General features: G+C 37.9%; 19 protein-coding genes and 1 pseudogene. 5 read left to right on the top strand and 15 right to left on the bottom strand.

The features are described from left to right. Positions 1–7: 7 nt before the first annotated feature. The 15 genes and pseudogenes from nuoH to Sdiek1_RS00815 form a co-directional block, all read right to left on the bottom strand. The gene (gene nuoH / locus Sdiek1_RS00885) at positions 8–1,000 is read right to left on the bottom strand and encodes an NADH-quinone oxidoreductase subunit NuoH (RefSeq protein ID WP_087437467.1); all 993 of its coding nucleotides are present in this window, start codon (positions 998–1,000) and stop codon (positions 8–10) included. Next, positions 993–3,470, bottom strand: a complete 2,478-nt coding sequence (locus Sdiek1_RS00880) for an NADH-quinone oxidoreductase subunit G (protein WP_087437466.1) — start codon at positions 3,468–3,470, stop codon at positions 993–995. Before Sdiek1_RS00880 ends, nuoH begins: the two co-directional genes overlap by 8 nt. After that, positions 3,467–4,312, bottom strand: coding sequence for a hypothetical protein (locus Sdiek1_RS00875; protein ID WP_087437465.1), 846 nt, complete (start codon positions 4,310–4,312; stop codon positions 3,467–3,469). The genes Sdiek1_RS00880 and Sdiek1_RS00875 overlap by 4 nt, the downstream gene beginning before the upstream one ends. After that, the gene (locus Sdiek1_RS00870; protein ID WP_087437464.1) at positions 4,312–4,551 is read right to left on the bottom strand and encodes an NADH-ubiquinone oxidoreductase subunit E family protein; all 240 of its coding nucleotides are present in this window, start codon (positions 4,549–4,551) and stop codon (positions 4,312–4,314) included. The genes Sdiek1_RS00875 and Sdiek1_RS00870 overlap by 1 nt, the downstream gene beginning before the upstream one ends. Positions 4,552–4,559: 8 nt before the next feature. After that, the gene (gene nuoD, locus Sdiek1_RS00865) at positions 4,560–5,786 is read right to left on the bottom strand and encodes an NADH dehydrogenase (quinone) subunit D (RefSeq protein WP_087437463.1); all 1,227 of its coding nucleotides are present in this window, start codon (positions 5,784–5,786) and stop codon (positions 4,560–4,562) included. A gap of 2 nt (positions 5,787–5,788) precedes the next feature. Then, positions 5,789–6,589 (bottom strand): NADH-quinone oxidoreductase subunit C, encoded by an 801-nt coding sequence (locus Sdiek1_RS00860; RefSeq protein ID WP_087437462.1) that lies wholly within the window; start codon positions 6,587–6,589, stop codon positions 5,789–5,791. Beyond that, positions 6,586–7,095 carry a NuoB/complex I 20 kDa subunit family protein gene (locus Sdiek1_RS00855; protein WP_087437461.1) on the bottom strand — a complete coding sequence of 170 codons (510 nt, stop codon included), beginning with the start codon at positions 7,093–7,095 and terminating at the stop codon, positions 6,586–6,588. Before Sdiek1_RS00855 ends, Sdiek1_RS00860 begins: the two co-directional genes overlap by 4 nt. Further along, positions 7,077–7,475, bottom strand: a complete 399-nt coding sequence (locus Sdiek1_RS00850; RefSeq protein WP_439951323.1) for an NAD(P)H-quinone oxidoreductase subunit 3 — start codon at positions 7,473–7,475, stop codon at positions 7,077–7,079. The genes Sdiek1_RS00855 and Sdiek1_RS00850 overlap by 19 nt, the downstream gene beginning before the upstream one ends. A 195-nt stretch (positions 7,476–7,670) precedes the next feature. After that, the gene (locus tag Sdiek1_RS00845) at positions 7,671–9,404 is read right to left on the bottom strand and encodes an ATP-binding protein (protein WP_087437460.1); all 1,734 of its coding nucleotides are present in this window, start codon (positions 9,402–9,404) and stop codon (positions 7,671–7,673) included. Positions 9,405–9,495: 91 nt separating this feature from the next. After that, positions 9,496–11,063, bottom strand: a pseudogene (locus Sdiek1_RS00840) (fatty acid--CoA ligase). A 2-nt stretch (positions 11,064–11,065) separates the two neighbouring features. After that, positions 11,066–12,289, bottom strand: a complete 1,224-nt coding sequence (locus tag Sdiek1_RS00835) for an OmpP1/FadL family transporter (RefSeq protein WP_087437459.1) — start codon at positions 12,287–12,289, stop codon at positions 11,066–11,068. A gap of 19 nt (positions 12,290–12,308) precedes the next feature. Further along, positions 12,309–13,151 carry a deoxyribonuclease IV gene (nfo, locus tag Sdiek1_RS00830; RefSeq protein ID WP_087437458.1) on the bottom strand — a complete coding sequence of 281 codons (843 nt, stop codon included), beginning with the start codon at positions 13,149–13,151 and terminating at the stop codon, positions 12,309–12,311. Positions 13,152–13,160: 9 nt separating this feature from the next. Beyond that, entirely contained in the window at positions 13,161–13,592 is a 432-nt protein-coding gene (locus Sdiek1_RS00825) for a hypothetical protein (protein WP_238099074.1), read from the bottom strand. A 49-nt stretch (positions 13,593–13,641) separates the two neighbouring features. Then, positions 13,642–14,013, bottom strand: a complete 372-nt coding sequence (locus Sdiek1_RS00820; RefSeq protein WP_087437457.1) for a Fur family transcriptional regulator — start codon at positions 14,011–14,013, stop codon at positions 13,642–13,644. 138 nt (positions 14,014–14,151) lie between these two features. Continuing rightward, positions 14,152–15,057: a DMT family transporter gene (locus tag Sdiek1_RS00815; RefSeq protein ID WP_087437456.1), complete on the bottom strand. Its 906-nt coding sequence runs from the start codon at positions 15,055–15,057 to the stop codon at positions 14,152–14,154. A gap of 176 nt (positions 15,058–15,233) precedes the next feature. Between Sdiek1_RS00815 and Sdiek1_RS00810 the strand changes: the two genes are divergently transcribed. The 5 genes from Sdiek1_RS00810 (at position 15,234) to Sdiek1_RS00790 (ending at position 18,517) form a co-directional block, all read left to right on the top strand. Next, positions 15,234–15,548 carry a c-type cytochrome gene (locus Sdiek1_RS00810; RefSeq protein ID WP_087437455.1) on the top strand — a complete coding sequence of 105 codons (315 nt, stop codon included), beginning with the start codon at positions 15,234–15,236 and terminating at the stop codon, positions 15,546–15,548. Between the two features lie 16 nt (positions 15,549–15,564). Continuing rightward, positions 15,565–15,879 (top strand): hypothetical protein, encoded by a 315-nt coding sequence (locus Sdiek1_RS00805; RefSeq protein WP_087437454.1) that lies wholly within the window; start codon positions 15,565–15,567, stop codon positions 15,877–15,879. A 98-nt stretch (positions 15,880–15,977) separates the two neighbouring features. Continuing rightward, a complete protein-coding gene (locus Sdiek1_RS00800) occupies positions 15,978–16,718 on the top strand; it encodes an amino acid ABC transporter ATP-binding protein (protein ID WP_087437453.1) in 741 nt (246 codons plus the stop codon). Between the two features lie 26 nt (positions 16,719–16,744). Next, the gene (locus Sdiek1_RS00795; protein ID WP_087437452.1) at positions 16,745–17,548 is read left to right on the top strand and encodes a transporter substrate-binding domain-containing protein; all 804 of its coding nucleotides are present in this window, start codon (positions 16,745–16,747) and stop codon (positions 17,546–17,548) included. 3 nt (positions 17,549–17,551) lie between these two features. Next, the gene (locus Sdiek1_RS00790; protein WP_087437451.1) at positions 17,552–18,517 is read left to right on the top strand and encodes an amino acid ABC transporter permease; all 966 of its coding nucleotides are present in this window, start codon (positions 17,552–17,554) and stop codon (positions 18,515–18,517) included. The last annotated feature ends 21 nt before the right edge of the window (positions 18,518–18,538 follow it).

Below are 18,538 nucleotides of genomic sequence, written 5' to 3'. Positions count from 1 at the left end.
TCGCCTCCTAAATCAGCACAAAGCCCGTAATCAAGATATTGACTACGGCTAAAGGCATCAACACTTTCCAACAGACCCACATCAATTGATCGGGTCTAATGTGTGGCCATGCTGCTCTTACCCACAAGAAAAGAAAAATCCATAGAGAAACTTTCACGAGCATTGCAAGAGAACCAGGGATAAACCAAATCGGATTGTAACCACCCATAAAGACGATACTTACGAGTACCGAAATCGTAATCATATTGGCATATTCTCCAATAAAAAAGAGACCCCAACGCATTCCTGAATACTCCGTTGCATAGCCCGCTACGACTTCAGCTTCAAATTCTATTGTATCAAAGGGTGCACGATTCGTTTCCATAAATCCTGACATTGCAAAAAGAATAAAGGCTAGAGGTTGTTTCCAAATCAGCCAATGGCTCATGCCCCCGACTTGATAGTCATTGATATCGATTAAAGAAAGAGAACCTATCAGCATAATTGGAGCAAGTACCGACAAACCACTCACGACTTCAAACGAAAGCATCTGTACTACGGCACGTGCAGCACCTAAAAGTGACCATTTGTTGGCACTGCTCATACCAGCAAGTAGCGGTCCATAAATTCCCACCGATGCCACACCCATAACATAAAGAAGCGCTACGTTAATGTCTGAGATAATCGGATGAATCACATAGCCAAAAAGCGTAAATTCTGGGAAATAAGGCACTGCAGCCATTGCTACGAATGCTGTGACTGCTGCAATGACAGGCGCAATCATAAAGATGGGCTTAACTGCATTTTGAGGAATAATGTCTTCTTTGGTGAAGAGCTTAATACCATCGGCGGCAAGTTGTAACAAACCATATGGTCCCACATTCATAGGTCCAAGACGTCGTTGCATAAAGGCTAAGACTTTTCGCTCAATAAACGTTGCAAATCCTGCCATAGCTGCCACAATGGACACAACGATTACGGCTTTGACAATGGTTTCAACCACAACGGCTGTTTCAAGCATGTTCAACTCCTTTAATCGCGACGTGAGCAAAGCGGTAACCCTCTTTAAAAAACGGCGCGGTATCAATTTTTGTATCAAATGTCGGAAGGTAGGCAATGAGTCCATCAATCATTTTTTCTTCTTTAATGGCAATTGGCAATTTTACACCTTCATCATTTTCCAATGTCACTATCGCACCATCGTGAAGATTTTTAGCTTCTAAGAAAGCTGTAGATACATAAAGTGCTCCTGCCTCATTAAGTTGATGCGCTTTATTCGTAAAGGCACTAAACTGATGCACGGGGTTAGCTCTGTACACCACATCGCCCTCTTTACATGTAAAGCTTTCTATTGGTGCTACATCATCTTTACATGTAAAGGTTTGCGCAGTCAATGCATAGCCACGATTTTCAGTGCCATCGTTTTCAAAACGATTGGGTAAAGCATCAAATTTCTCTGCTTTAAAACCTTTGTCAAGAGGCAAATACGGCGTGTAATCAATCGTCCACTCTGTTTCTAAACCCAAAGCGTTGGCAATATCATTGAGACAATAGCCTTTAAATGGCAATGCCGCATTGGTTGGGACCACGCGTTTATTCATCGATGTAAACGTTCCCTCTTGTTGATTAAGGGCTGGCATATCCAAATCACCCTTACCAAGAGCGCTTAGAGTAAAGTCGCCTTTAACATTGTAACCTAGTGTGAAGTTACCTTTTTGTTCATCTAAATCACAAATCAGTGAAACACCGAATGTATTGGTACGTGATGGGATAATGACCAATTTAAATGCGGTAAATCGCTCGATCAAGCCTAACAGTTTGGCGATATTTTCCGCTCGTGGATGGTTGTACAAATCTTCACCCGCGATCAAACTAAAGCTATCTTTTTTATCCAAAAGCTTGGTAATTTTTTCAACCAAATCCGCTTCCGCGCCAATCATTCCAACCAGCGCATTGGTGTCAACTTCGATCTCTTTATCCACCATTTTCGTGATGGTCTTAACAACCTCTTTTTCCTCACCACTCTCTTCGTCTTTGACCATCTCTTTGATCTCTTCTTTGACGCTCTCTTGAATGGTTTTTGTCTCTATAGTGTGAAAAGTTGCCAAATATTCCACAACACTTTTTGGCATCGCTTCTTTGTCTCCAAAAAGATCAAGTAAGAGGTAAGCAATGGCTTCTTCAGCACCAATTTTATGGGTGATGCTGAGTAGGTTTTTAGAATAACCCGCAACGATAGGATCAGCCACAGGGTGGAAATAAATTCCAGCACCTTTGTTCATACCAATCGCATTGTTCATCGCATAACCCGCATTGGGGCTATCGGTTTTAATCGCTGTCCCAAAACTCACCACAAAATTGCTTTCAGCAATACTTTTTAAATCACCACCGTACAAGCTTGTGCCCGCAGTGCTTGCAAAATGTTTGAGGAAGTTTTGATACGCTTTGGCATCTTCATTGATTAATTTAAAGCCAAATTTTTCTTTGAGTTTTTGTAAAATCAGTGCTTCTTCATTGGTCATGTAACTATCAAAAACAATGGTGTCGACTTTGGTTTGAAGCAGTTCAACTGCTTTAGTAAAGGTGTTTTCATCTTTACATGTAACCTCATTTTGGAAGTCAAAGCCATAACGTGCTGCCGCATGAAGCGGTGCGTAATTATGGTCACTATTGACGCGGTAAATTTTTGGCGAAGAGTTACTAATACTCGTGTGTTTGACATCGTAATAAAGAAGTGAACAATCTGAACTGTGAGGATTGGACGCTGGAATTTTTTTCAGTTCCCACGCGTTGGAAGTGTATTGGAAGTCTGAACCTACGAGTGCACCCACAGGGCATACGGCGGTACATTCGCCACACTGCGTACAGTCTAATGTTTCAGCGCCACTGGCGATCCCGATGATGGACTTTTGAAGTTTATTCCACATCGCATAGGCGTCTTTTTCGGTTTTATCTTTCCATGCCTTATCAAGCTCAGCACCACCGCGAGGAACAGTTTTAAGGGCTGATTCACCGATCATGTCTTTACAGACGGTGACACAACGCTCACACACAATACATAACGATGCGTCGTAATGGATTTTACCCCACTGTTTCGTCGGGCGATGCGTATCCGCGATGCAGTGGTGTTGGCTATCTACACCCATATGCAAGGTGTAGTTCTGAAGTTCACATTCACCGCTTTGGTCACACACACCACACTCTAATGGGTGGTTAATGTCGTATATTTCCATAATCGCACGACGCTCTTTTTCTATTTCCTCTGTTTTGGTGATAACGTTCATACCCTCTTTGGCACGTGCGTTACAGCTATACGCCCGCTTGCCGTCAATGTCTACCAAACACAAACGACATGCAAGCGTTGGCGAACAGTTGGTCACATAACAGAGCGCGGGAATAAAAATATCATTTCTGCGCGCAACGCCTAAAACGTATTCACCCTCTTGGGCGGTACACTGTTTTCCATCTATGGTTATTAAAACATCGCTCATTGCACTTCTGCCTTCACTATTTTTACTACATGGTAGGGATAGCTCGAATCCGCTTTCGCACAGGGCATTAAAGCGATCACGCCTTTTAAACTATCATCGCGTACAAAGGTGCGAGGATAGACCTCTTGATTGATAGTTACATTGATTTTGTCGTTGTTTTGCACTTTGGCTGCCATTTGAAATTGAGCAGAACCTATAAGTGAATGCTCTTCTTCTTCGCTCATTGCAGGGCATTGATACACTACAACACCATCAAAACTTTTTAGCTCTTCAACCTCATCTAATACCGTTTCATTCTTAGATGTGATGATCATTTCAGGAATGCTCCCTACAACCAACAATTTTACTTTGCCATACTTTGCGATTAGTCCTGCAAGGTGCGCTATAGCAGACGCTCTTGGATGACATACAAGATCCTCTCCTAACACTAACAATACATTACTCGCCTCTTGATACAACGCTTCAATCTCTTCGATTTCTTCTTCTCCAAGATTACTCTCTGCGCTGATATACCCTTCATCAAGCTCTTCAAAATAGTTTTTGATATGCTCTGGAATCTTTACATGTAAAAGAAAACTTTTGGCTAAAAGCGCAAAGACACCCTCTTCTGAGCCTATTTCATAACGGCTAAAAAAAGCACTTTTTTCAACTAACACTGGGTCTTCCATCGTAAAGAGATAGACCACGTTAGCATCACTAGCACGTAAGTTTTCAAAAAGCGTTGTATTATGGCGAGAAGGGAGTGTTCCTATACAGATAATAAGATCAAATCCTTTACATGTAAATGTAAATTGCTCGTTATTGGATTGATTTAAGCTCTCTATAAATTGCTTCGTTGCCATTATGCTACTTCACTTTTCACTTTTTTAACGACAATCGTCCAGTCTGTTTCATTGAACTTCAAAGAGTTCATCAATGTCCAACCCGCTTCTTTGATAACGTCTGCACTTTTTTGAATAGGGGAGAAATCACCGATCTCAAACATAAAAATAGAAACTTCGCCCATGGAAGTTTCATCAATGATCTCAAGCATACGTCCGTAAAAATTATCGCCTAAATGGCGTAAATCATAACGTTGCATTCTCTCTCCTATCTGTCAATTTCGCCAAAGACGATGTTTGCGTTACCAATGATCGCAACAACGTCGGCAAGATATTCACCTACTAACAACTCTTGTAAGAAAGCGGTGTGGAAGAAACTTGGTGTTCTCAGTTTCAATCTGTACGGATATGGATCACCTTGGGAATTAATGTAAAAACCAAGCTCTCCTTTTGGTGATTCAGTAGCCACATACACTTCACCCACAGGTGGGCGCATACCTTGCGTTACTAACACAAAATGTTGCATTAACGAATAATTTTGCGTCATAATCTGCTCTTTGGGAGCGGAAACATAATTTGGAGCATGTGCGATAATCTCAGGGGAAGTTTGTTCATACATCGGAATGAGCTGTTTGAGAATGCGAATACTTTGGCGCATCTCTTCCATATGCAATTTATACCTTCCATAACTATCACAGGTTGTACTCACGGGCACATCAAATTCCACTTCATTATAGAGTTCATAAGGCTCTTCTTTACGAATATCCCATGCGATACCAGAGCCTCGAAGCATTGGACCAGAACAGCCCCAGCTTTGCGCTTGTTCAGGTGTCACGACACCCACATCTTCCAAACGCATTTTCCAGATACGGTTTTGGTCTAATAACCCTTCATAATCACCAATATCAATCGGTAAATGGTTAATAAATTTATTCAATCCTGCAATCCACCCTTGTGGAAGATCAAGAGGCACGCCACCAATTCTTACTGAAGAGTGTGTCAAACGTGCACCACAATAATCTTCGATCAAATCAAGTGTATATTCTCTCTCCCTAAAAGCATAAAGGAAAATGGTCATTGCGCCCACATCAAGCGCGTGCGTTGCAAGCCAGAAAAGGTGAGAAGAGATACGGTTGAGTTCTAAAAGCATCATACGAATCACTTTAGCACGTCTTGGAACTTCAAGACCGATGAGTGTCTCTACCGCTAAAGCAAAACCATAGTTGTTTGCACTCGCAGCGATATAATCCATTCTATCGGTGGTTGGCAAGAACTCATTGTAAATCATATTTTCAGCCATTTTTTCCATACCACGATGCAAATAGCCAATATCAGGTGTTGCTTTTGAAACCTTCTCGCCATCAAGTTCTAATATCAGGCGTAATTGTCCATGCGAACTTGGATGCTGTGGTCCAAAGTTTACGATCATGTGGTTGTCTTCACGCTCAAAGACCACATTTTCAAAAAAGGGTTTAAGTCTGTTGACCTTTTGCATGATTAGTATCTCTCTTTCACGATTTTGGCATCTTCTTTTTTGAGTTTTTTCACGATAAATACGCCACCCTCTTCTTGGTAATCAGTAAACGTTTTTTCTTGACTTGGCTCAGCTCCAAAAGGAACTTCATGATTAAGGTGTGCAAAACGATGGGTATCCTTCACATCAATACGCGCACTATCACGCTCTTCGGGTCCTATGATGTCACGATACTCTTTACCAAAAATTTTATCGATCTCATACCACTGTGCCACTTCATCACCATGCAACGGATAGGTTTTACGAAGAGGATGATCAAACCAATCATCGGGCATTAAGAGTCGTTTCATATAAGGATGCCCACTGATGATAACACCAAACATATCATACATCTCACGCTCTGCCCAATTTGCACTCGAATAGAGGCTAATGACGCTTTTGAGCACCTCTTTCTCTTTGATAAAACATTTAACACGTAGACGTTTGCGTTTAGAAGTCGAAAGTAATTGGTAAAAAATTTCAAATTCTCCACTTTTTGCTAACCAGTCAATGGCGCTGTGTTCAGATAAAAAGTTATAGAAAAGTTCATCTCGAAGTGTTTTGAGCACCTCTACATTATCTTTAGGATCAATATAAACAACGAGTTGACCTCTTTGAATATATGCCTCTTTAATTTCAAATTTTGCTTTTAAAACGGCTAAATCATTGGTAAAAACTTCATCACTTTCAACAACGTCTTTAGGAATTTGTGGTGCAACGAAATAACGATCACTGAAATAAGGCTTTTTTTGAACATTTTGTTTATCACTATAACTTCTCATCATACCAACCTTTTAGGTTCTAATCTGCGTGATGCTTTTTCTGTTCGAATTTTCTTTTGTAGAAGCATTAGGGCATATTGAAGGGTTTCAGGTCGTGGAGCACAACCTGGGAGATAAATATCTACAGGAACGATACGATCTGCTCCTTGAACAGTTGCATAGGTGTTAAACATACCACCCGTATTGGCACAACTTCCCATGCTAATCACCCACTTTGGATCAGGCATTTGATCGTACAAACGTCTCATAAACGGAGCATGTTTTTTGGTCAGCGTCCCTGCAATCACAAGTACATCTGCTTGTCTAGGACTCGCTCGAAAAATCGTTCCGAAACGGTCAAAGTCATAACGACTCGCACCCGTTGCCATCATTTCAATCGCGCAACAAGCAAGTCCATACGTCAGTGGCCACAACGAGTTACTTCTACCCCATTGAACAAGCTTATCCACTGTAGTTAACGCCACAGGAAGCCCTGCTTCTTGAAGGTAATTTATCTTATGCTGTGCCATTCGAGCGCTCCTTTTTTCCATGCATATACAAAACCAATGGTTAAAACGATGACAAATAAAATCATTTCAGTAAACCCAAACATTCCTAGGACTTTAAAATCTACTGCCCAAGGAAACATAAAAATAATTTCAACATCAAACAGAATAAACAAAACGGCAAAGAGATAAAAATGTGCAGAAATTTTATTGGGTTGCTTTGTAACTTCAGGGCCACACTCATAAATACTGAGCTTGAGTTTTTCGGTATCCAATCGTGCCATCTTGCGACTGATCGAGCGTGCCAATACAGTAATACCATAAAAAACAACAGCACCAAAGATAAGGAGAAAAAAAGCTCCAAAATAAGGATGGGCAAAATCCATATGCGACAAGGGGGTCATCATCATTCCTTCATTTTTTATAATGCTATTTGAGCAAAACCCAAAAGCTACGTTAACCACAAGAATACAAAACAAGGGCTATGTACCCGATATTTCTTTCGAAAAGCTCACCTCTAATGAGGCAAAAACGATAGCTTCACAACAAATCCATCTGAGTGTTTACATGTAAACACTCAAAAAGGCTTGCTTACGCCTTTAATTCATAAATCCAACCGACTTAGCATCACCAAAGGCACCTTTGGTTTCACGATCAATAGCAAGTTTGAAATCCTCAAAGGTAAATAAAGGCTTTGCTTTAGTGGCAACTTTCAAAGCTGTATTCTTAAGTACCACTTTAATCTGCCCACCCGTCAGTGGATACAAAGCGAGTTTTTCAATATCTAATCCCTCTTCATAGGTCGCATTTTCAGGTAAAAGTTTTTTCCAAAGTTCAATTCGTTGTTTCAAATCAGGCTTTTCAAAAGCAATTTTATAGTCAAAACGCCTTGAGAATGCAGGATCAATCGTTTCCAAAAGATTTGTCGTTGCAATAAGTAGTCCATCGAAACGTTCAATCTGCTCTAAAAAGATATTTTGCATCTGATTGTGCATTTTATCGGCACTTGCTCCGCTATCGGTTGAACGTGCACTTAAAAACTGATCGGCTTCATTGAGAAGCAATAATGGCTCACTTTTGGTCTTTTTGCACAACTCTTTGTAGGTATCAAAAATACTGCGTACATTTTTTTCACTCTCACCAACATATTTGGAAAGAATCTTAGAACAATCAAAGCTAAGGACACGTTTTTTCATCGACTTGGCTAAAGAGAGTGCCGTCATCGTTTTACCCGTACCCGGAGGGCCGTAAAGAATAATCTTGGCATCAATGCCACTACGACGCTCTTTTATACCCCATTCACGCAGTAATTTCACCACATTTTTATCAATTTGTTTTAGTAAATTATCAAGCACCTCTTTGGTTTTTGGATGCAAAATCACATCATCCAAATTGGTCTTAGGATCGATTAATTCAAAAAGTTCCTGCTCACCAATGAGCATATCAAGTTTAATTTTCTTGCTTTTTTTCTCTTTGTTAGGATGCATAATCTTTTGCAAAAACTCTTCACTAATAAAAAAGCTTCGTGTCACGCCGCCAAAAGTGCTAAGCATCTCGTCGTAATCAATAATAAGATTTTCAATAAGTTTTGACCCTTCTTCTAAAAGAGACCGATTTTTAATTTTTTCATAATCATCCACGCTAATAAGGCTAATCAATGTATTCATATCACGTAAACTTTCAAACTCCCCTGCATACTCCTCTTTTAGAAGTGCAAGAAAAATAAGCTGCTCTTTTGCATTCAACTCATTTTCTTTAAAAATCGTCTCAACAATGATCTCATTTTGTGTTACTTTTATACGCTCAATAATACGACTCTCTAAAAGTTCAAGTTTATTTTTTAGTCGTCCAATACTCGGTGAATTTTCCGTAGCATTGTGCTTAGTTTGACTTAATTTTTGATAGAGTTCAATACGAAAAAATTGATCTTTCAAATATTCGAGATGATCTTCATAAGGCGTAACATCTGGTAACACTACTTCAAGTGTTCCTTCTTCTAATAGCTTCAAAAAAGCAGAGCTTAAAGTGACGGTACTGTTTAAAAGTTCTAAATTGGAGACATCCATAATCTTTGAAGTTAGAAAGCTATTTTGAATAATCCAACCTTGTTCAATGATGTCTTTAACAAGAGAAAGTTGTTGTAAATGAGCATAATTTTTATCACCAAAAAGTTTAATAAGACCATCAGCAACGCCCATTTCTACAGAACCTAAGACATACTCTTTGGTCATCATTTGTAAAAATTTTGCTTCGTCAATAGAACATTTAAGATGCTCATAAATTTTTGATGTTTGAACCGTTTTACTCTCTAAGAAATCTACCAAATACTGCAATACAAACCTTTAAATCCAAATAAAAAAATTATAGTATAGCTTATAATGACAAGATGATGATAAAATAACCCTTTGATGAAAAAGTTAATCTCTATTTTTTACGTAATATTCCACCACTTTGTACTTTCTCTTTTAAAATGCGCTTAAGAACCTTACCTGTTGCATTTTTGGGAAGCTCCTCAACAAAATAAATATGCTTAGGCAACTTAAAATTTGCTAAATGTTTTTTAAGATATTGGCGCAATTCCATTTCTTGGAGCTCAATACCCTCTTTAGGTTGAATAAACGCTAAGACATCTTCATCTTTGGTTTCATCTTTCACACCAATCACCGCAACTGAATCAACACCTTCATATTTATAAATAACTTCTTCTATCTCACGAGGATAGATATTAATTCCTTTGGAAATAATAAGGTCTTTTTTACGATCAACAATATAGATAAAGCCATCTTCATCCTTTTTACCCAAATCTCCTGTAAGCAACCAGCCATTCATGATTGTTTCATCTGTTGAATTTGCATGGTTAAGATAACCGTGCATAACGCAATCTCCCTTAACCATAATTTCACCCACTTCACCAGTTCTAACTTCCATCATCTCTTCATTAACTATTTTTACTTCATAGCTAGGAAGGGGTAGCCCCACAGAAAGTGGTTTTTGATGATCAAGTCGATTGACACAAACAGCCGGCGAACATTCACTTAACCCATACCCTTCTAAAAGCTTGGCTTTTTTAAATTTTGCATTAAAATCATGGAGTGATTGTTCACTAAGAGGTGCACTACCAGATATAAAAATACGTACTTTATTAAACCACATAAAGTACCATGGAATTTTTGCTTTTAAAAGTGCGTTATAAAGAGTCGGGACACCCAAGAAAATCGTCACGTGTTTGAGCAACGTCTGCTTAAGCACATTGGCAAAAGGGAAAACAGATCGAACAATGACAATGCTTGAGCAGGTAAACATTGGAAGAAGCACCATAATAGAGAGAGTGAAAGAGTGAAACATTGGTAGAAACACGATGAAGCGATCTTTCTCTGTAATTTGAAATGAAATAGATCCAGCAATAGCATTGGAAAAAAAATTGCGATAAGAGAGCATAGCTCCTTTAGGTTTACCTGTTGTTCCTGATGTATAAACGATACAAGCAAGATCGTCTAACAGAGGTCGTTTTAGTAAGCGCTCATGGGTTCCTAGATTTGCATCAATTTCAGTGAAGCTATAATTTTGCTCATCTAAATAGGGATATTTATCTGTCCAAACAATTTTTTCGATTTTTGTTGTATTGAGCAAATTTTTAGTCTCATTTGCAAATGATGCAGATGAGATAAGCATCCGTGCGCCGCAATCATTCAAAATATACTCAAATTCCTCTTTTTTCAAAAAAGTATTTAGGGGCACTGCTATGGCCCCAATTTTTGTAATTGCAAATAAAGAGATAACAAACTCTTCAGAGTTACCAACAATCATGGCAACTCTCTCTCCGCTTTTAATCCCGCTAAATTCCAAAAAACGTGCAAAAGTATCAATATTTTGCTTGAGTTTTAAATAGGTAACTTTGCGATCATCCATAAATATGGCTATTTTTTTTAGGAGCATTTTTTAGCGTTGGCTTCCATGACCTCATAAAAATTCTGATACGGATAAGTTAGCATTTTTAAAACTTATATTTAAATGATGCCGTCACTAAATGGGCTGCAGAATCTGAAAATGTTCCATACGGTGCTGTTTGATTCGTAAAACTTCTATTAGTAACTGTTCTATCTTCTTTATCATCATACAAATAGGCTAGACCCATTTTTAAATTTTGAGTCACTTTATACTCAAAACCAATAGAATAAAGTTTAGCATCTGAATCTGGCAACTCGAAACCAAGAGTATTATCTGGAGTAGGAGATTGATCAATTGCAAAACCAAGCATCATTTTAAGATTATCTGTACATTGGTGGCTCAAACCAATACGATACGCATTTGAATCTTTCCAGTTTTTTGAAATTGGTTTATCAAATGCTGCCATAGCAGTGGCTGTTAAATCAACATCATAATTAAAGTCTAAATTTTTGTACGAAGACCAATAGGTTCGCTCATAGACAAACTCAACAGTTGTTTTGTCCATTGTATAGGCAGCGGCTAGGGCTAAAGAAGCGGGTAAAGGAATTGTCACTGAAGCACCTCCCTTATACATACCACTCACAAGTGTTGCATCCCCTTCAACTGTTAAATCAACTTTTGAGCGATATGTTGCTGCCAAAGTTAAATCTTTAATTGGCTTGTAACTAAGAGCTAAGTTATATCCAAAATCAATTGAATCTCCTGTAAGGTCTCTATTTGCTGGTGACCCAAGTCCAGAAGCATTACTCTTAACAACACCATCCGTATAAACACCTCGCACGCCAAAACCAAGTGAAAGTTGATCATTAACAAGATAACTTGCTGTTGGATTCACTTCAATAACTTTCAGCGTAAACTCTTCTGAACTTGCTTTCGCAAAGGCTTCATCCCAGCGCTTTGAAAGACCCGCAGGAGCAGTAATGGAAAGACCATAACGCCAGTTACCTACCATAGGAGAGACATAATGTAAGTTTGGCATTAAAAATTGCTCTTCTTTAGAGTCTCCATTATAATGACTGTTAAGAGTGTCAGTATAATTCACTTTAGGCAAATTAATATAGGTTATTGCAACCTCTGTAAAAGCACCGTTTTCCATAAAAGACATATTAGCGGGATTGTAGTAACTGGCATCTGCCCCATTGGCTCCTGCAACATACGCTGCACTCAGTGCTACAGAATTTAAAGATTGCTCAGGTATACGGTATCCTGAAGCTAGTAATGTCGCCGCACTAAGACTGAGCAGAGTGACTACTTTTACCGTTTGTTTCATATAGGTTCCTTAAGGTTTTTTAGTTGACAAGACTATAAAGCAGTGCGATTTCTTCTGCCCATATGGAATCATCGATTGTTTCAAGGACCAAAGGAATGTCATTAAGGCGTTCATCATTCATAATAAACCTGAACGGCTCGATCCCAAGTTTTCCCTTGCCAATAGAATCATGTCTATCAACTCGAGCGCCCAAATCGGGCTTAGAATCGTTTAAATGCATCCCTTTAAGATACTTAAATCCGACGATTGTAGCAAATTTTTCCATCGTTTGCCTATACGCTTCTTCACTTCTAATATCGTAACCTGAGGTAAACAGATGGCAGGTATCGATGCAAACCCCGACACGCTCTTTATCGATAGAGTTATCCATAAGATAGCCTAAGTGTTCCATTTTGTAACCCATATTGCTTCCTTGACCTGCTGTGTTCTCCACGACTAATGTCACGCCCTCAGTTTGACGTAACACTTCGTTCATGGATGCACAAATGAGCTCCAAACATGCCTCTTCATCTATCTGTTTAAGATGACTCCCTGGATGAAAATTGAGTTTATCAAGTCCTAAAGCTTCGCAGCGTTTCACCTCATCTAAAAAAGCACTCAGCGATTTTTCACGTGCTTCATACTCAGGATGGCCAAGATTAATCAAATAGCTATCATGAGGTAGAACATGTTTGGGTAGAATCTGCGCTTTTTCTAATTCGACTTTAAAACGATCAATCTCATCTTGGGTTAAAGGTTTACCTTCCCATTGACGTTGATTTTTAGTAAAGAGAGCAAAGGCTTTTGCTCCAATTTTTGTAGCATTAATAGGAGCATTAAAAACTCCGCCACTGGCACTGACATGCGCTCCAACAAATTTCATAAAGTTCCTTTATTGTAATGGTTTTAAACGGATCAGAACACCTTGCTTGATGTCTCTAAAAGAGAGATTTGAGTCTTCAATTTTATAGATAATATGACTATGAGGAAAGTCTAACTCTTGTTCAAAACCATGATTCGTTTGATGTAAATTTTTACCTTCAAAAATAGGTTGTTTAGTAATAATCTCTTGCATCAACCCTGCATAATGTTCTTCTTGAAAGAACTGCTGATTGAAAGAGAGTTTATCCATACATCTTCCATCCAAGCAGATGTTATTTCCCATCATTTCAAGATTGAAAAGAACACTTCCTGCAGAGAAAATTTGCACATTGGTATAATCTTGACCTTGATTGATAAAACCCGTATCGGAAAGTGCTATCTGTTTGTTTTTAATTGTAATGACATACGTTTCTGACGTGGTAATATTTTTTTTTAACTGCACAGCCACTCAAGAAAAACAGCACTAAAAAGCTTACATGTAAAAGTTTTTTTCATGTGCGACACTCCTTACATGTACCTTTAAGTACAATACTTTTTACATCACCTTCCACGTTACCAAGATCAACATTCATACAAGTTATTTGATGACAATGCTCACAAATAAAATGGGCGTGAGTAGTGCTGGAAAGTTCAAAATACCACTTACGATCATCGGCCTCAAATTTATGCACCATTCCCAATTCTTCGAACTTGGCGATATTGCGATAAAACGTCGCTTTATCCATTGTAATATTCATCTTCTCTTTAATTTGCTCATAATTCATAGGATGATGTGTCTCTTTGAGCACCTCTAAAATTGAGGAGCGTGCGGCTGTAAATTTGATGTCGTGTTCTTGAAACAATGTTTTAATTTGTTCACTCATGATTTTCCTCATTAGTTAATAATGAATGTTATCTAAAAAGTTATTAAGTCACAACTAAGTTGCATTAGATATATCCTAACGAGTTCTAAAGGAGATATTTAAAACTTAAAAAAATGAAAGACGTTAATATTCCATACGCTAAATAGCATTATTCCTTCTACGATACTGCTCCATATAGTATGAGCCAAGTTCTGCCGTAAGCATACCACCTAGAATCATCACAGCACCACATATTTGTGGAAATGTTAAAAGTTCATTTGCAAATAAATAACCAAAAATACCTGCACTTACAGGTTCCATCGTAAAAATAATCGCAGTTTTTGCTGCCGTTGTAAAACGTTGCATCGCTGTTTGCACCCAAAAGGCAAAAATTGTTGCAAAAATAACTGTAATGGCTATGGCATCTACAAATAACCTATTAGTATTAGGAGGTATGATTGAACCTTCCATTATAAAACCTCCAATAAAAGAGCAAATACCAACTGTTAAAAACTGAATCGTCACTAAAAGGTATATATTATGTCGACGTGAGAGGTGACCCGTAAAAACAATATGCAATGCAAACATCATTGCACAAACAAAAGCATAAAATTCACCCAAAGATAAACCTAATTCATTATTGAGTGTCAAAAAGTAAAGTCCCGCTGAAGCTATAATGGCTCCTAATGTTGAGAACATTGAAGCCTTTTGTTTAAAAATAAGATATGTCACAAAAGGAACGACAATAACGCTGAGCCCTGTGATAAAACCTACTGTTGAAGAGTAAGTATACGTAAGCGCAAAAGTTTGAAAAGCATAACCTAAAAACATAAAAAGCCCTAAAAGAGCACCTGCTTTTAAAACTTTAAAATTTAGATAACGAATTTGTTTAAATGAAATAAATGCCATTAAAAGACCTGCTAAAGAGAATCGCCAAAACAAAAATGTATAAACAGGTGTTTCATTCACCGCTGCTTGTACTACAAAAAATGTACTTCCCCATGCCACCGCAACCATTAATAGTAAAAAATCTGCGCCCAACTCTTTAAATTTATTGCTTATCACTCTTAACCTCTCACTTTGATAAAAGGGGCATTGTATCAAATGATATGTGAAAATACAGCACATACAAATTATTTTCTTACGAAAAAAAAAATTTATTTATCTCCCTATCAATAACATGATATAATCAAATTTAGTAAAATATTTTTATACTTATTTAATATTGGAGGCTTTTGGTCATGGCGCAAAACATTAAAAATTCCCTTCTTTCTCTTCTTCTTCTCTCTTCTTTTTTATCTGCGCAAAATAATGGCGAAACCCTTTTTAAGCAGTGTGCAGGTTGTCATGGTGCCGATGGTCGCAATAAAGCCTTTGGTAAAAGTGGCATCATTGCGGGACAGAGTGTAGCAGAGCTGATGGAAAGCCTAAAATTTTACAAAGAGAGTGAGTTCAAAACCCACAGTACCACATTAGTCATGTCTAAACAAGTCAAGAATATGAATATGGAAGATTTAAATGAAGTAGCAAACTACGTCTCAAAATTACAAAAATAGCCTTTAAAGGATTGCGATGAAAAAGATTATCTGTGCCATATTTTTTGGTACTTGCTTGCTTTCAACATCTCTTTATGCAAGCACCGTAAAAGGGAAAGTATTTTATGCACAATATTTAAAACCTGTTTGTGGTTTTAATGGTGACGTTATGGGGAAAAAATATACCGCTAATGAATGGAAAACCTTTTATGACAATAACCAACTCTCTCTTGCAATTAAAGCTTTGTGTCCCAATTCACCTTTAATTACTACGGAAAAAGATCTTACCAATTTATATCATTTTTTGAGTTCTTTTGCCAGTGATAGTGGAAATGTACCTTCCTGTAATTAATAATTTTTGTCTTTTTCAACTGTCAAAGCCCTTTATCTTACTTTTATATTCTACTGCTACAATTATGATTTACGCCACATAACGCAAGAAAGGTTTGAATGAGTCAAGCTATTGTTCGCATGGAAAATGTTAATAAATATTATGGCGATTTTCATGTTCTTAAAAATATAAATTTTTCCGTTACAGAAGGTGAAATTGTTGTTATTTGCGGACCTAGTGGTAGCGGTAAATCAACACTTATTCGCTGTATAAACAAACTTGAAGAGATTGATAACGGTGAGATCGTTATTGACGGATTTGATCTCTATGCAAAAAAAGTTAACATTAACCAAGTTCGTGCCGAAACTGGCATGGTTTTCCAACACTTCAATCTTTTTCCCCATTTAACGATTTTAGAAAACATTACCATTGCGCAACGCAAAGTCAAAGGTATTAGCAAACATGATGCCAATGAAGCAGCTCTTAAACTTCTAGAACGTGTAGGCTTAGTACATAAAGCTGAGGGCTATCCAAATGAGCTTAGTGGTGGTCAAAAACAACGTGTCGCTATTGCAAGAACGTTAGCTATGAAACCCAAAATTATTTTATTTGATGAACCAACCTCGGCACTTGATCCTGAGATGATTGGTGGTGTTTTGGATGTTATGCGTGAACTTGCCCATGAAAATTTTACCATTGTTTGTGTTACCCATGAAATGGGTTTTGCTAAAGAAGTTTGCGATCGTATCGTCTTTATGGACGAAGGCGTTATTATTGAAGAAGCCACACCTGAAGCTTTCTTTGCCAATCCAAAAACAGAACGCGCACAGAAATTTTTACAAGAAATATTAACACATTAAAAAATAAACCCTTAAGGAGAGTAGCAATGAAAAAAATTTTAGTAGCATTACTTGTAATGCTTGGTATTAATGCTATGGCTGATGATATCAACCTATGGCAAAAATCAACCCTCAACAGTATCATTCAAAAAGGAGTCTTAACCGTTGGACTAGAGCCAGGTTATATGCCTTTTGAGATGAAAGACAAACAAGGTAACATCATCGGATTTGATGTTGATATGGCCAATGAAATGGCAAAAGCCATGGGTGTTAAGCTTCAACTCGTTCCAACCGCATGGGATGGTATCATTGCAGGTCTTTTAACAGGTAAATACGACATTATCATGTCTGGTATGACGATTACACAAGAAAGAAACCTCAAAATCAACTTTGCGAATCCTTACATCAGTGTTGGTCAAACTATTCTTGCATCTAAAAAACATGCAGGTAAAAAATGGAGTGATTTAGATAAACCAGAATATACAATCGTTACAAAAATTGGTGTAACTGGCGAAATTGCAACTCGTAAAATGTTCAAAAAAGCTAAAATTAGAACCTTTGAGACAGAGGCTGATGCGGCACAAGAAGTTCTTAATGGCAATGCAGATGGAATGGTTTATGATAAACCTTACAATGCGATCTTCTTTGCAGAAAAAGGTGCTACTGGCAAACTTGTTCACTTAGATGAAGAGCTTACATATGAACCTCTTGGTTTTGCAATCAGAAAAGGTGATCCTGATTTCCTTAACTGGCTTAATAACTTCTTGAATCAAACACAACACGACGGTACCTACAAAAAAATCTATGACAGATGGTTCGCAGATACCGCTTGGCAAAAAAAGGTAATGTAACCAGTGGCAAAAGGAAAACAAAATCTTTTGCACAATAAAGCATTCGGTCACTTAGTGGCCGTTGCTTTTTATGTTGCCATTGGATATTTACTCTTTGTCGCTGCGTCCAATATGAACTATATTTGGAAGTGGACCAGTGTCCCTAAATACTTCGCATATGAAAAAACTGATACTATAGTCGCCCCACTTGATGGAACGATAAAAATCAATGGGACATCTTTGATCATTCAAGGACGAGATGACAGTAAAGAGATAGCAATAGAAAATGGATATTCCATTAACGTTAAAGACGGTGATAGCGTTTATGAACGCGATACACTTGCTAAAAAAACATCGATGCACATAGGACCTTTACTTGAAGGCCTAATTGTTACGCTTGAAGTCTCAGGACTTGCTGCGATTTTAGCATTTTCTATAGGTGCGCTCCTTGCCTTTATGCGTATCTCAAATTATCAATTTTTCAAAGATATAGCAACTGTTTATATTGCCATTATCCGAGGAACTCCTCTTCTTGTTCAAATCTTTATCTTCTATTTTATTATCGCTACTATATTTGAGCTTGAACGCTTTTTGGCTGGCGCTATTTCATTGGGGCTTTTCTTTGGAGCTTATATAGCAGAAGTATTGCGTGGTGCTATTCAGTCCATTGATAAAGGGCAGTATGAAGCGGCTAAATCGCTTGGAATGAACTATACACAAACCATGCTTTATATTATTATGCCTCAAGCTCTCAAACGTGCACTTCCAACATTAGTGGGAGAAATGATAGCACTTGTGAAAGACTCTTCATTGGTTTCTGTTATTTCTATTACCGATCTCACCAAAGTAGGACGAGAAATCGTTGCCAATACCTTTTCACCATTTGAGACATGGCTGATTATTGCTGCAGTTTATTTCGCAATTACATTTTCACTCTCAGTGTTCGGACATAAAATCGAAATGAAAATGAAAAAACAAGGTGGTATGTAAGCTTTAAAGCTTGTATACCAT

Source organism: Sulfurospirillum diekertiae, from assembly GCF_002162315.1.
Taxonomy (GTDB): domain Bacteria; phylum Campylobacterota; class Campylobacteria; order Campylobacterales; family Sulfurospirillaceae; genus Sulfurospirillum.
This window is presented reverse-complemented; position numbering and strand designations above follow the sequence as displayed.

Coding starts and splice junctions, on each gene's coding strand:
- Sdiek1_RS00800 (WP_087437453.1), top strand. CDS start 15,978: ATGAGTCAAGCTATTGTTCGCATGGAAAATGTTAATAAATATTATGGC.
- Sdiek1_RS00870 (WP_087437464.1), bottom strand. CDS start 4,551: ATGCAACGTTATGATTTACGCCATTTAGGCGATAATTTTTACGGACGT.
- Sdiek1_RS00805 (WP_087437454.1), top strand. CDS start 15,565: ATGAAAAAGATTATCTGTGCCATATTTTTTGGTACTTGCTTGCTTTCA.
- Sdiek1_RS00810 (WP_087437455.1), top strand. CDS start 15,234: ATGGCGCAAAACATTAAAAATTCCCTTCTTTCTCTTCTTCTTCTCTCT.
- Sdiek1_RS00820 (WP_087437457.1), bottom strand. CDS start 14,013: ATGAGTGAACAAATTAAAACATTGTTTCAAGAACACGACATCAAATTT.
- Sdiek1_RS00875 (WP_087437465.1), bottom strand. CDS start 4,312: ATGGCAACGAAGCAATTTATAGAGAGCTTAAATCAATCCAATAACGAG.
- Sdiek1_RS00880 (WP_087437466.1), bottom strand. CDS start 3,470: ATGAGCGATGTTTTAATAACCATAGATGGAAAACAGTGTACCGCCCAA.
- nfo (WP_087437458.1), bottom strand. CDS start 13,151: ATGAAATTTGTTGGAGCGCATGTCAGTGCCAGTGGCGGAGTTTTTAAT.
- Sdiek1_RS00795 (WP_087437452.1), top strand. CDS start 16,745: ATGAAAAAAATTTTAGTAGCATTACTTGTAATGCTTGGTATTAATGCT.
- Sdiek1_RS00835 (WP_087437459.1), bottom strand. CDS start 12,289: ATGAAACAAACGGTAAAAGTAGTCACTCTGCTCAGTCTTAGTGCGGCG.
- nuoH (WP_087437467.1), bottom strand. CDS start 1,000: ATGCTTGAAACAGCCGTTGTGGTTGAAACCATTGTCAAAGCCGTAATC.
- Sdiek1_RS00855 (WP_087437461.1), bottom strand. CDS start 7,095: ATGGCACAGCATAAGATAAATTACCTTCAAGAAGCAGGGCTTCCTGTG.
- Sdiek1_RS00860 (WP_087437462.1), bottom strand. CDS start 6,589: ATGATGAGAAGTTATAGTGATAAACAAAATGTTCAAAAAAAGCCTTAT.
- nuoD (WP_087437463.1), bottom strand. CDS start 5,786: ATGCAAAAGGTCAACAGACTTAAACCCTTTTTTGAAAATGTGGTCTTT.
- Sdiek1_RS00850 (WP_439951323.1), bottom strand. CDS start 7,475: ATGACCCCCTTGTCGCATATGGATTTTGCCCATCCTTATTTTGGAGCT.